Here is a 14,121-nt window from a genome sequence, read left to right as displayed (position 1 = left end):
ATTATTTAGTAAGATGATTTTGAAAAAATATTTAAGCTGATACCTATGAAAAAGCGTCTTATGAAAGCTTTAGGGGTTGCTATATTATGCTGGTGTTGTTGCTTGCAGGCGCGGGCACAACAGGAACCGCTGTACTCTCAGTATATGTTTAACGGGATGGTTATCAATCCGGCTTATCCATCTATGGACGAGTCATCCAGTCTTACTGCGGTGGGTCGTAACCAGTGGGTAGGAGTGGACGGTGCACCTAAAACGGCTACTGCTTCTTTTTATACACCAATAAAAGCTACCAATACAAGTTTCGGTGTATCGCTGATGAACGAAAAAATTACGGTGAACTCACAAACGGCTGTCAACTTCAACGTTTCCCAGCGGGTAAAGCTCAATGAGAAAATTTACCTGGCGATGGGGATCAAAGGTGGAATGGCACAGTTCCGGGAAGATAACAGCTCACTTTCTACCACCGATCCGGCATTTGCACACAATCAGAGCTACTGGAAAACGGATGTGGGATTTGGTTTTATGATTTTCACGGATCGCTTTTTTATTGGACTGGCATCACCTACTTTCAAAAGTTTTGATATGGGGAACAGTGTGAATAAAGTAGTAGTAGAATCGCATTATTACGTTCAGACCGGTTATCTCATCACTATTAATAATGATGTGAAACTGAAGCCGAACGTATTGCTGCGTGCGGTGAAGGGAGCAGGTTTTCAGTATGATCTTAATGCTAATATACTCCTGAAAAACCTGGTATGGCTGGGAGCCTCATGGCGCTCTGAAAAAACAGTTACCGGTTTAGTACAGGTACAGGCTACTAAAAATCTTCAGATAGGTTATTCATATGATACACCTATGCAGTCGAATCTTAAAGGTGCACAAACGGTATCTCATGAGTTGATGGTTAACTATCGGTTTAGCTGGTCTAAATGGAAAGTGGTTGCACCGCGTTATTTCTAAATTGTAAATCATGAATCGTATGCGAAAATTCAATTTCAAATACCTCATACTTTTCCTGAGCATTGTTTCCCTCTTTGTTTCTTGCGGTTTTATAAAAGATCATGTACAAATTGGGGGCTTGGGTAGTATGGCGAAGGTAAAACGAGCAGAGCGCCTGTACAAAAGACAGGAGTATGATAGAGCGATCGCTTTGTGTACAGAAGTAATTAATAATGGAAGTGCGGAGGATGTATCCCGTAGGGCTAAACTACAACTGGCACGCATATACTTTGAAACCAGGCAGTTTGAAAAAACAATCAGCCTGTATGATGAGTTGCTGTACAAACCAGCAAAAGATGTACTGGTAACGGATGTAACTAACTACATCGATTTGCTGAAACGCACCGGCAGGGTTATCAGGGCTAAAGAGATCAGCGAGGTATATGCCAATAACTATAAGAACAATGCCCGTTTCTCCAATCTGCAGGAATCTCTGAAGGATTACTATACCTTCTTTAACCGCGACTCAATGGAGAATATAAAGGTAGACAGCTTGCGGTTGAACCTCCCGGGATATCAGTACGGACTGGCATTATATCGTAATGATGTGGTGTTTCTTTCCAATGATATTAAGAAGAATGAAGCGCAATCCTTTTACACCAATTCCAAATTATATATGATTTCGGAAGATGGTGTTGAACCTTTCAGTAGCAGTTTACGCGGTGTATTGCAGGTGGGTCCTGCTTCTTTTTTTGATAACGGACAACGGGTTATTTATACTTCCAACCGTTTTACGGATGTGAAGAATGAGAAGAATTCCTATATCAATTATAACAATGGTACCCAGCTATTATTTGCTATTTACCAGCCTGATCATGATCAATGGAGCAAACCGGTACCGGTGAAGCTGGGAAAAAATGCAGATTCTTACTCTTTCCTGCACCCATCAGTTGCACCTAACGGTAAACGTTTGTACTTTGCATCCGATATGCCTGGCGGTCAGGGTGGTACAGATATTTATTACTCCGACTGGGATAAAGAAGAAAAACGTTGGAAAACGCCTGTGAATATGGGCCCTGAGGTAAATACGAACGGAAATGAATTGTATCCGTTTGTGGTTGGCGATAAGTTATTCTTCTCCTCTAACGGTCTTCGTGGCTTTGGTGGACTGGACATATACATGATCAATATTAAAGATCCTAAGGAAGGCATCGTACACTTGCCTTACCCGGTGAATACGCAGTTTGATGACCTGAATCCGGTGCTGGATGAGAACAGACAGCTGTTATATTTTACGTCAGATCGTTCAGGTGCGCACGATAATGATCATATCTATGTATTAAATCTGAAGAAAAATCCTTTGAAACAACTGGATCTGCCTAATGGCAAACCGGTAAAAGATGATGATAAAGTGCCTTATACCATGAATCAGGCGGATAGCCGTCAGCAGCTGACTTTAATAGGTAGCAAACAATATGATAATCTGCCTGTGGAAAAGAAGGTGGATAGTGCTGTATTGATGCCTGTAAAAGAAGTAGCCGTTGCCGTTAGTCCGGAGCGTAAGATTGTGGAGTATTCCAATGATACGCCCAACAGCTCACCGGAAATGATTCCCTGGCAAACAAGTACACCTTCCAATACCGCTATGGCTGCTCCTGCAGTAGCCAACAGTATGGCTGTTCCGGCATTTGCCAGCCAGGCTGCCAACAGTCATCCGCAGGAAATGTCCTGGCAACAGGGCGTTAGCAATGGAAATGCACCTTCCGTAAAATATATCGGTCAGCCTGATAACAGCATCACTTACACACAGCAACACGACAGCACCAGGAAAGCTACCGGCAAGTTGTGGCGGGTACCCGGTGCTATTTATTATGACCTGAATTCTTATGTACCGCAAGACCAGGAGTGGCGCAAGCTCGACTCTATCTTCCAGTTGTGGAAAGCCAATCCACACCGGATCATCATTGTAAGTGGTCATACTGATACAATAGGAACTGAAAAGTACAACCTGGCATTATCAAAAAATCGCGCGGTATATATACAGGAATGTTTGCTGAGCAGAGGTGTGGATGCAGACAAGATCAGGATCAATTATTTCGGATCTACCCGCCCCGTATTGGTTGCAAACCAGCATAACCTTGAATCGGACAGGGATATGTTTATACAGCTGCAAGGGGTGAACAGGAGGTGTGAAATTAAAATACTCTAACTATTTTTTTGCGTATATCAAACTATTACAAATGAACAAAATTGCTTCACTAATGCTTTTACTGGCGATAGGTACACAAACCTTCGCACAGGAAATGCCTGTTGTGTTCAACAAGAGTTTTAGTGCTCCCAAAAACCAGTATAAGAAACTGGCTATTGCGGAGAACAACGCTATTGTTGCTATCGGCGGCGGATCAGATAATGGTTGTATTACCAAATTATCTGCTACAGGAAATCTTATTTATAATGCCAAATTGAATAAAGGCGGATTGGTAGCCTACCAGGATCTGCTTTTACTGCCTAAAAATGAACTGGTGGCAGTAGGTGGTGGTACCATTGCTTATGGCAATGCCCGTATTACCCGCTTATCGGCTACCGGCGAAGTGGTATTTGATAAGAGTATTGGAAATGGCCAAGGTGGCTATTTTACAAAGATTATTACAGATCGTCATGGTAATTATATTACTGTTGGGGTAGATGGTAGCAAGCCTGCACAGGCACGCATCACCAAAATGTCGCCCGATGGTAAAGTTGAATTTGACAAAGGTTTTGGTGCACATAATGTATTTACAAATGTGCTGATTGATGAAGATGAAAACATTATTGCCGTTGGTGGTGATGTAGGCGATGGACAGGGCAAGGCATACATGGTAAAAGTAGATGGTAAGGGAGAAAAACAATACGAGCTTTCTTTCGGTAAACCAGGTGCTACTTTTGAAAAGATGCTGTTACTGGAAGACGGTGCTGTACTGGCTATGGGCGGAGGCGCTTATGGTACAGGCAACGCCAGCCGTATTGCTAAAGTGAATGCGGAAGGTCAGGTTGTATTTGATAAAGAATACAGCACAGTAGATGGTAAATTTAATGCCATGAAAGTGAACGACCTCGGTCAGATCTTTGCCTGTGCAGAAGAAAAAGATAAAGGTCGTATTGTTAAGTTACGTCCTGATGGCACCGAGTTATTTAATAAAGAAGTAGATGCAGCACTGTATGCGCTTGAAGTAGGCAAGAACGGTAAGGTAGTAGCTGCGGGTGGTAACATCGGCGCTAACACCGGTAAAGTGGTGAAACTGCTGCCTGATGGCACTATGGTGGTAAATAAGAATGTAGGTTCTGTTTTCCAGCATCTTTTACTCACTGAAGAAGATGAGATGTGTGTGGTAACCAAAGAAGGTTATCGCTTAATTAAACTGACCCCTGATGGCGAAATGATGTTCGACAAACAGCTGGGTAAATACGATGCTAAAACCTCGCTGGCTTCTTTGGTGATGAGCCCTTCCGGCGAAATCCTGGCAGCAGGTGGTGGCGATGAAGATGGTAACCGTATCATCAAAATCAGTCATGGCGTATCTATTAATGATATTGCTGTTTCTGAGCCATTGAACGGCTTATCCAATGCTACACTGACTATTACCTTATCCGGTTTTTTAAGAAGCAATGGTGTTCGTACGCCCGTTAACGTGCATTACAAAACTATACCGCATAAAGGTGGTGCAGGTCCAAGTGACTTTGATGTAACAGAAGGTACTATTTCTTTTGTTCCTTCTGAATTTGCAGCTGGCGCCATCATCTCTAAAACTATTCAGATACCTATTAAGAGTGATAACCTGCTGGAAGGTAAAGAAACTTTCCACGTAGAAGTATTGGATGCATCTGAATTATATCTCACCAAAGCCAAGGGTGAAGTAACGATCCTGGATCAACCGGCGATGGTGAAATTTATTGGCGGCAGCAATGGTGCTGAACCTAATACCGATGTAGTATTTTCTGCCGGATTATTTAAGAGAGATAATACCCCGCTGGTGAATGCTACTTCTAAACCGGTACGTTTGACGTATAAATTTGGTAACGGAACAGCCTTGCCAGGCGTAGATTTTGTAAGCAGCATTAAAGCGCCTTTTGCTATTGACAGCGGTGCTACTACTGCAAGTCTGAATGTAAAAGTAAAAGACGATAATCGTTTTGAGCTGGCAGAAACCGTAGTACTGGTATTAAGCGAAATCAAAGCAGAAAATGAAGCGGTGGTTGGTTACAACGGTGACGTAACTTCTATCTCTGCTTCTCAATACATACAGGATCAGGCAGCATATATTACGCTGGTAAAGCTTACAGATGCAAACGAATCTGCTACTGCACCAGTGAGTATGTTTAAATGTATCCTGGTAAAAGCAGCTGATCAATCTGTACAAACCAATTGTACCGGTAGCGATATCAACATCTTCTTTGGTGTGGATTCATCCAGTACAGCTACTTACGGTAAGGACTATGTGATCATGAACGGCGATATGGTGAAGATCACGGGCGACTGTGCTTTCAGTGAAACTGATATCCAGGTGGCTTTGGTAAATGATCGTATCAAGGAACCAGATGCACTGGTGGTAGTGAAACTGCGTGATGCAACTGCTGCATCCAATGCCGGCATGTTGAAAATTTCACCTGAGCTGAAACTGAATAAAGCGGTTGCTATCATCCATGATGACGACAACGACGACGGAACTGTGCTTACAGCTAAATAATAACGGCTTGGATCAATAACCGATATACGCGTTTCAGGCACACCTATTTTCCCGCATAGCTAGCTATGCGGGAATTTTTTTTATGGAGATGCTGATGGATTTTCCGCTTTTGATTAGTGTTTCTCCCAAATTAACTGTAGCGGATAAAGAATCCCGCAATTAAAATATTGATAATTAATATGTTCAATGTTGCAAACAGCAGATAACAGATTTTGTCTGAAATTTTTCCGTGTACGATAGTTATTAATCAGCGCGATTATTCAAAATTTGTGCAATGAAAACGGTCATTTCTACGCTACTGGGTTGTTTGTTTGCAATGTCTTTTGCTAGTGCGCAACAATTAACACCCGCTCAACAACTTGTTTTAAAAACCAATGAAGATTCGCTTAATGCAGGTATCGCCAAAAACAAAACAGTTATCTCCGGTTACGGATCTGCTTATTACCAGAGAAATTTTAATGAACAATTATCTTTTGCCACACTGGAACGTGCGGTATTATTTGTAGGGCATCAGTTTAATGCCAAAATATCTTTTTTCAGCGAAATGGAGCTGGAGAATGCTAAAGCCGGTATAGGGCAGGAGAACAATGGTTTTGCCGGTGAAATAGCCATGGAACAGGCTTATCTGCGTTTTAACCTAAACCCTCGTCAGTACCTGGTAGCGGGCTTATTTATTCCCCGCATTGGCATCATCAATGAAAATCATCTTCCTGTAAATTTTAATGGTGTAGAACGTCCGTTGGTAGAGCAGATTGTTATCCCCGCTACCTGGCGTGAGCTGGGCATAGGCTTCTATGGCCGGTTGCGGAACTTACCCGTTAACTATAGCATTGCGCTGGTAAATGGTTTGAATGCAGCCGCGTTTACACATGGTACCGGTTTTAAAGATGGCCGTGCAGAAGGGCAGGGGGCTTTTGCCAACAACCTGGCCATTACCGCTTCGGTGCAGTATTTCTGGCAGGATTTCAAGTTCCAGGTAGCTGGTTATGCAGGTGGTACTAACGGTTTAAATAAACGAAAATCTGATAGCCTGGGGCTTAGCTATGGCGCGGGTGCTATTCCGCTGTATCTTGGCGAAGCTGATATACAATATGCACGTAATGGTTTTGCAGTTAAATTACTGGGTACATCCGTTGTTTTCCCGGAAGCAGACCAGGTGAATAAAGCATATGCCGGCAACACAAGTAAAGCGATGTATGGTGCTTACCTGGAAGGTGCTTATAACCTGTTTGAAAAAAGCCACCACCTGGCAGATCAGCAGCTGAATGTATTTGCCCGCTATGAAATGTTTGACCTGAACAGTGCTGTTCCTTATAACGCTATCTATGATGGTACAGAAAAACAACAGCATCTGCTCATTGGTTTGGGTTACCTGCCTGTTCCTAATGTGGTGATCAAGGCAGATGTACGATTGATGCATACAGGCGATGAAAACCCTGATCTGGTAGTTAATCCCAGCCCTTCGCGTATTCCTTACAAAACCAATAATTCTTTCCTGAACATCGGTATCGGTTATTCTTTTTAATGTTCAACAATCAACGTTTGTTATTATGAGCAATATAAATAGAAGAAATTTTCTGAGAGATACCTGCAAAGCTTGTTTGGTGGGTGCGGTGAGTATTTCTATGGCAGATTTGCTGTCGTCCTGCAGTACGCCTATGAAAAGCTACAGTGCTGCCATGCATGGCAGCCAGGTGGAAGTGCCGTTGAACTTATTTGATACTGCCCCGTTGCAAATGGTGAGTCCTAAAAACTACGCCTATGAAATTGCTGTGCGTAAGCTGCCGGACAATACTTACGAGGCGTTGCTATTACGTTGTACGCATCAGCATAATCCGCTAACGCCTACGGGCAACGGCTATCTGTGCACTGTGCATGGCAGCCAGTTTGATAAGGAAGGGAATGCAAAAAAAGGGCCCGCAGCTACGCACTTGTTGCAACTTAAAACGGAAGTACAGCAAAATAATCTCATCATTCACGTATAAGGATATACGTAACCCACATATATAAATATGAAAAAGATAGCATTGGCCTTAATAGGAATGGTAGCAACAGGCGCCATATCCTGCTCCAAAAGTGATACTGTTGATAAAGGGGGTACTGATTTCAACACACTGAAAAATACTTTTATTACTGATTTTGTTAACAAAACAGCGATAACCGGATATAACGATCTGGCGCAGCGGTCAGCTACTTTTAATGATAAGGTAACTATTTTTAAAGGCGCGCCAACAGAAGAAAACCTGGCTGCTGCAAAGCAGGCCTGGCGCGATATGCGTAGCACCTGGGAACAGTGTGAAGGTTTTTTATTTGGCCCTGTGGAAGATGATAACCTCGATCCAGGTATGGATACCTGGCCGGTAGACCGGGTACAGCTGGACTCAGTGATTAGCAGCAGCAATCCGCTTGAGATAACTGATATTCAAGGATTGGCCCTTTCATTAAGAGGGTATCATCCTATTGAATACATTTTATGGGGAGCAGACGGGAAACGGAAAGCCGCAGATATTAATGCCCGCGAAATGAAGTATATCACCAGTCTGACCCTCGATCTGAAAAATGTATGTCAGCAATTATCTTCCAGCTGGATTCCTTCCGGTGGAGATTATGGTTCCAAATTACTGACAGCTGGTAATGGTGGCATACTTTATCACAAAAAACAGGATGTGTACACAGCAGTAGTAAGCGCTATGGCAAGCATCTGTGAAGAAGTAGGCAATAATAAAATGAAAGAACCATTTGATCAGAGAGATGGTATGAAAGTAGAATCTCCTTTTAGTGGTAACTCATTAACTGATTTTAAAAATAACCTGATTGGTGCCTACAATGTTTACACCGGTAATTTTCTGGGTAACAAAGGCGTAGGCTTAGACCAGGTAGTAGCTGCAAAAAACACTTCACTCGACAAAGATCTGCAGGAAAAGTTTCAGGCAGCCATCAACTCCTTCAATGCAATTACAGTTCCTTACGAAGTAGCCATTGGTAGCCAGCGTACGCAGTGTGCACAGGTGATGACAGCTATTAATGAGCTGCAGGGAGTGTTGAATACCCAGCTGAAAAAATTTGTTGTTGATAATATTACCGATTAAGACCTGCAATGCAAATTAAAAAAATATATGTAGTCGCTTTGTTGCTGGCATCACCCATGTTATTGATGATGTGCAGAAGAGCAGACACTTTCGATGAAAGCGGCTACGATCCTCAGCTGAGTGGAGGCGAGTCGACCGTTTTTGATATTACCAGCAAGGCTTTCGGGCATTCCATACCCGGCCTTAATGCGAACGATCAGCATGCGCATGATCTGGGCGATGAGCAGTCGGACCAGACATTTGTAACTGCCCCTGCGCCTGTTAACAGTGGACTGGGGCCTATTTACAATAACGTAAGCTGTAAGAGTTGTCATCATAACGATGGAAAGGGGAATCCTACTACAGGATTAAATACTTCTTCCATGCTTGTTCGTGTAAGCATTCCCGGTAGTGATGAAAATGGGGGCCCATTGCCGGTTCCGGGCTTCGGCTTGCAATTGCAGGACCTGGCTATTTACGGTAAACAACCGGAGGCGAAGGTGAATATTGTGTATACAGATCAAAACGTTATTTACCCGGATGGTACTATTACGGTATTGCATAAACCGGCGTACATTCTCCTGAATCCTTATCAGCCTTTACCGGGTAATGTAATGTTGTCTGCCCGTATGGCGCCGCCATTTTTTGGTTTGGGGCTGCTGGATATGATTCCGGAGTCTGCTATTATCGGCTTTGCTGCACAGCAGGCCAGTGATAACAAAGGTATCAGTGGCAGGCCCAACTATGTATATGATCCTGTTGCCGGGAAAAAGCTGCTGGGGCGTTATGGGATGAAAGCCAATACCGCTACGTTGCTTACGCAGGTAGCTGCTGCTTATCAGCAGGACATGGGTATTACCAGCAGGGTATTTCCCAAAGAAAGCAGTTATGGCCAGCCGCAGTATGATGGTCGCAATGATGACCCTGAATTGCAGGATACTATTTTAGACGCGACGGTGTTTTACATTAAAACGCTGGCAGTACCTGCCCGCAGAAATACAACGGATCCACAGGTGAAACAGGGAGAGGTGTTGTTTGCACAAACAGGTTGTGCCAGTTGCCATATTCCCACTGTACAAACGGGAACGGACGTACGTTTTAAAGCGCTTAGCAACCAACGTATCCATCCTTACACCGATCTGTTGCTGCATGATATGGGTGCCGGTCTGGCAGATGGCCGTCCTGATTTTCTGGCTGGGGGCAGTGAATGGAAAACACCTGTCCTGTGGGGAATTGGGTTGTTTGAAAGAACGAATGGGATTCCTTACTATTTGCACGACGGAAGAGCCAGAAGTCTCCCTGAAGCCATTTTATGGCACGACGGAGAGGCTGCTGCCAGCCGCCGGCAATTCATACAATTATCTGCATCTGAAAGAGATAACCTGGTCCTCTTCTTAAAATCATTGTAAACTTCAATAAATTTAAAAACAGCATCTTTTATATTAAAATATAAAAGATGCTGTTTTTTTTTATCTTATTCAATCCGGCTGTTATTCTTTCTCGTACATAAAGTAGAGTTTAATAATAATTATATAAACACTTTACATAAAAGAGTTGTGTCTTTTAATGGTTAACTTGGGAATAGCCTGGTATATCCTTACCGGGCTCTTTTTTATAACGGTTTACGCATCACAAAATCTTCCATCAGGTAGCCGTTGCCGATATCTGTATTCTTCTCTTTATACACGGTAAATCCTTGTTTCTCGTAAAATAATTTTGCTTTGTTGAAGCGGTTTACATCCAGTTCGAGGATGTTGGCGCCGAGGGCTTTTACCTGATCTGCCACTTGCAGGAGCAGGAACTTGCCTACGCCTTTACCCTGGTAACTGAGATCCAGGTATATCTTCTGCAGTTTGTAAATAGCTGGTGTGTCTGTTGTGCTGTAAGCCGCAAAACCGATGGGCTTGTCCTCATCCAGCAGCAGGAGGAAACGATGACCAAGCGTTACCATTTGATTGGTAAGGGAATCTGTGCTGTACATCATCCCGATCATATATTCAACCTGTTCCGGTGTAAGAATAGCCTGATAGGTAGGCCTCCATATTTTATCCGTCAGTTCCTGGATAGTGGAAATATCTGCTACTGTAGCCGCTTTAATCCTGTACATTATTATAAATTATAAGCTGTTATTTTCCCGAAGGATATTTTCGATGGTTTGTTGTAATCTGTCAAGCGTAGTGAAGCCTCTGGCACAGAGATAAAGTTGTTTGCCGGTATCCAGTATCGCTGCCGGATATCCGGTGATGCCCCAGTGCTGGATCAGCTGAAATTCCTGTTGTGTTTCGTAGCGGAAATGTTCATCGTGCAGGCGACTGATGAATTCATCTTCCGGTAAGTTGAATTTTTTTATTAATGTTTTGTAAGTACTGTCGTTATTGAGACTCTGCCCATTATAGTTGAGTGCTACCTGCATATCGTGGGCAAAGCTGATGGCATTTTCCGGCTGATATTGTTTGAATACAGTGAGCGCTATACTGGGTTTTTCCGAGTCCATGATTTCGGCAGAGGGGAGTAGTTTCTTCAGGAAAGCGGCCCCGAATTTTACGCCGGTCATTTCTTCCACATTGGTATGTTCCCTTTGAATATAAGCGGCCATGGAGGAAAAAGGGTGACGGTTATCGCCAATGATCATGCCGCCTGAAAGGATGTCAAATTCCATGTTGCCATTACTGAGTTGCTGCAATTCCTGCACCACCGGTGTAAAACCATAGCACCAGCCGCAGAGCGGATCATAAACATATATGAATCTCATGAGTCAGCTTTTAGCAATTAGCTATTAACTATTGTGTACCAAAGATAATTAAAAGCTAAAAGCTAACGGCTAAAAGCTAACCGTCCTTTTCCCGTTGCTCAAATAGTTTTTTAGACAATGCACTATCTTTTCGTATAGCCCTGACAGATAGTCTTCCTGCAATGAGGAGTGTAATCAGAGAAGCGCCCATCAGGAAGATATTATTACCGAGGAAAAGGAAGAAATCGAATGTGCCATGAAAGAACACTGCCACCAGCAAAGCACGCAGCAGTAGTGATTCACTTTTTTGCGGAATGAATTTCGCGAGGCCGGTGTAGTATCCCATTAATATGGCAAAGGTAGCGTGGGCGGGTACCGACAGGAACATACGTGCCACGCCGGTGCTGAATCCAAAGCGGCCAACGTAGGCGATGTTTTCCAGGGTAGCAAAGCCCATTCCTATCATAACGGCATACACAATCCCATCCATTGGTTCATTGAAAGCCTTTTTAGGGTAGGCATAGAAGAGCAGCACCAGGAATTTGGCCAGTTCTTCTGATACGCCTACAATGCCATAGGCAAAGGTGGCGGTGCCCAGGATAGTACCATTATTTTCTTTCATGCCGACGGTCATTGCCAGGGCCTGGATGATTAATGGAAATATCACGCAGCCCATGCCCAGCAAAAAGCTTTTCAGTAATAAGCCAATGGGTTCACGATCATATTTGTCCATGGCGTAGATGAACAGGCAGATAGCAAATCCGGGAGCTACAGCCAATGCCAGCAGGATCATGAAAGGATGTTTTTTTGTTTTTTCCGTTGTTGCAGATAATTGTCGAGCATGTCAACAGTAAAACTGCTAAGATTGTTTGCTTTGGTGACGCCGCCTTTTTGTGCTGCCAGGGTACCAAAGTGAATATCATGAAAGCCCTGAATACTGTGTGCATCAGGATCTATGGAGATGAGTACATTTTTTTCCAGTGCATACGGCAGCCAGGTCCAGTCGATATCAAGACGGCGGGGGTGTGCATTGAGTTCTATCACTACACCGTTGGCAGCGCAGGCATCGATGATGGCTTTATGGTTTACCGGGTAGCCATTGCGGCTTAGCAATAAACGGCCGGTCATATGACCCAGTATAGTGGTATATGGGTTTTCTATGGCTTTGAGTAAGCGGGCCATGGCTTTCTCTTCTGTCATTTTAAGATTGGAGTGTACAGATGCAATTACAAGGTCAAATTTGGCCAGTATTTCATCCGGATAGTCCAATGCACCATCATTCAGAATATCGGCTTCAATGCTCTTAAAAATGCGGAAAGGAGCCATTTTTTTATTCAGTTCATCTATCTGTGTGTGTTGTGCCAATACTCTTTCGATATGCAGCCCGTTTGCATAGAAGGCGGAGCGGGAGTGATCGCTGATTACCAGGTATTCAAAGCCTTGTTCTTTTGCAGCAACAGCCATTTCTTCCAGGGTAGCCACACCATCGCTCCATTGGCTGTGGGAGTGGATAATACCTTTGATATCGCTGGTAACAATGAGTACCGGCAGCTGTTGATGGAGTGCCTGCTCAATTTCGTGTATGCCTTCCCGTAAGCAGGGGAGGATGTAATCCATATCGGCAGCGCTGAAAATGGCTTCTTCTGATGCGGCGGCGTGCAGGTGTGCGGCACCTCCTGCGGCATTGAATTTATCCATAAAAGCGGGAGCCGCCGTAGTGATAAACAGTTGGGAGAAAAAATCAGCGGGTTCGCAGCTATGGGTGATTACTTTTATTTTATCATCCAGTTTCCACACCAGATTTTTATCGTTAGCGGTGGTGAGTGTAAAGCCTGGCAGCGATGCTATTTGTTGCTGTACATCGGCTACTGGCAGGGCTATCAGCACTTCAATCTCATCTATGATCACACTGTTGCGGCGGAAGGCACCGGTTAAAGATACAGCAGCGGGTGCCATGATTTGTTGCAATTGTTTTTCCAGATCGGCACCGATTGTAGCTACTTCTGCGTAAAGAAACCTGTTGCGGTTAGAGAGATAGAATTCGATATTCTGGCGAACACTTTCCTGTGTTTTTTCGCCGAATCCTTTGAGCAGGAGCAGGCGGTTTTCATTACAGGCGTAAAGTAATTCCCCCATGGATTCTATTTCCAGTTCTTTCCAGATAGTGGCTATTTTTTTGGGTCCCAGTCCTTTGATCTTCATGATTTCCAGGATACCTGGGGGCGTGATGCCGATATAATGTTCCAGCAGGGTAAATTTTTGGGTGTCCAGCATTTCGAGGATGCTTTTACCGGTAGATTCCCCGATACCTTTGATCCGGAATATTTCATCCCGGGGAGTATCTTTTAGTGGTGTGGGTAATTTTTCTATAGTAAACGCCGCGCTGGCGAAGGATTTGGCTTTGAAGCTATTTTCTCCGTGGATATCCATTAATTTGGAGAGTAGGGAGAAGTTATCTGCTATTGTGTAATTATCCATGGCGTGAAATTACGGATTTAACAGATTTTCTTGCGCAGGATTAGGCTGATTATACTGATTACCCCGATTATTTTTTTGATTTTGAGAGATTAAAAAGATTAGCGGAGATCAGAGCGGGTATTATTCGCTTTGGTCTCCGCTAATCTTCTTATAATCAAAAAAATTAATCGGGGTAATCAGT

General features: G+C 43.6%; 11 protein-coding genes. 7 read left to right on the top strand and 4 right to left on the bottom strand.

Going from position 1 to position 14,121, the window contains the following annotated elements:
• The first annotated feature begins 45 nt into the window (after positions 1-45).
• From CLV51_RS18305 to CLV51_RS18275, 7 genes are all read left to right on the top strand, one after another.
• Positions 46-960: a PorP/SprF family type IX secretion system membrane protein gene (locus CLV51_RS18305; protein WP_106529491.1), complete on the top strand. Its 915-nt coding sequence runs from the start codon at positions 46-48 to the stop codon at positions 958-960.
• 19 nt (positions 961-979) lie between these two features.
• Positions 980-3,148 carry an OmpA family protein gene (locus tag CLV51_RS18300; RefSeq protein ID WP_158267057.1) on the top strand — a complete coding sequence of 723 codons (2,169 nt, stop codon included), beginning with the start codon at positions 980-982 and terminating at the stop codon, positions 3,146-3,148.
• Positions 3,149-3,179: 31 nt separating this feature from the next.
• A complete protein-coding gene (locus CLV51_RS18295) occupies positions 3,180-5,663 on the top strand; it encodes a Calx-beta domain-containing protein (RefSeq protein ID WP_106529489.1) in 2,484 nt (827 codons plus the stop codon).
• 274 nt (positions 5,664-5,937) lie between these two features.
• The gene (locus CLV51_RS18290) at positions 5,938-7,188 is read left to right on the top strand and encodes a hypothetical protein (RefSeq protein ID WP_106529488.1); all 1,251 of its coding nucleotides are present in this window, start codon (positions 5,938-5,940) and stop codon (positions 7,186-7,188) included.
• 25 nt (positions 7,189-7,213) lie between these two features.
• Positions 7,214-7,648: a QcrA and Rieske domain-containing protein gene (locus CLV51_RS18285; RefSeq protein ID WP_106529487.1), complete on the top strand. Its 435-nt coding sequence runs from the start codon at positions 7,214-7,216 to the stop codon at positions 7,646-7,648.
• A 27-nt stretch (positions 7,649-7,675) separates the two neighbouring features.
• Entirely contained in the window at positions 7,676-8,752 is a 1,077-nt protein-coding gene (locus CLV51_RS18280) for an imelysin family protein (protein WP_106529486.1), read from the top strand.
• A gap of 8 nt (positions 8,753-8,760) precedes the next feature.
• Complete coding sequence (locus CLV51_RS18275; RefSeq protein WP_106529485.1) at positions 8,761-10,140, top strand: di-heme oxidoreductase family protein; 1,380 nt, start codon at positions 8,761-8,763, stop codon at positions 10,138-10,140.
• A gap of 203 nt (positions 10,141-10,343) precedes the next feature.
• Here CLV51_RS18275 and CLV51_RS18270 read toward each other — a convergent pair whose 3' ends face one another.
• From CLV51_RS18270 to CLV51_RS18255, 4 genes are all read right to left on the bottom strand, one after another.
• Positions 10,344-10,838, bottom strand: a complete 495-nt coding sequence (locus CLV51_RS18270) for a GNAT family N-acetyltransferase (RefSeq protein ID WP_106529484.1) — start codon at positions 10,836-10,838, stop codon at positions 10,344-10,346.
• 9 nt (positions 10,839-10,847) lie between these two features.
• Complete coding sequence (locus tag CLV51_RS18265; protein WP_106529483.1) at positions 10,848-11,483, bottom strand: DsbA family protein; 636 nt, start codon at positions 11,481-11,483, stop codon at positions 10,848-10,850.
• A 76-nt stretch (positions 11,484-11,559) separates the two neighbouring features.
• Positions 11,560-12,255 (bottom strand): PrsW family intramembrane metalloprotease, encoded by a 696-nt coding sequence (locus CLV51_RS18260; protein WP_106529482.1) that lies wholly within the window; start codon positions 12,253-12,255, stop codon positions 11,560-11,562.
• Positions 12,252-13,940 carry a DNA polymerase/3'-5' exonuclease PolX gene (locus tag CLV51_RS18255; protein WP_106529481.1) on the bottom strand — a complete coding sequence of 563 codons (1,689 nt, stop codon included), beginning with the start codon at positions 13,938-13,940 and terminating at the stop codon, positions 12,252-12,254. The genes CLV51_RS18260 and CLV51_RS18255 overlap by 4 nt, the downstream gene beginning before the upstream one ends.
• Positions 13,941-14,121: the final 181 nt, after the last annotated feature.

This window comes from Chitinophaga niastensis (assembly GCF_003014755.1).
GTDB lineage: Bacteria > Bacteroidota > Bacteroidia > Chitinophagales > Chitinophagaceae > Chitinophaga > Chitinophaga niastensis.
Note: the sequence above shows the minus strand (reverse complement) of the source record. Positions and strands in the feature narration are given on the sequence as shown.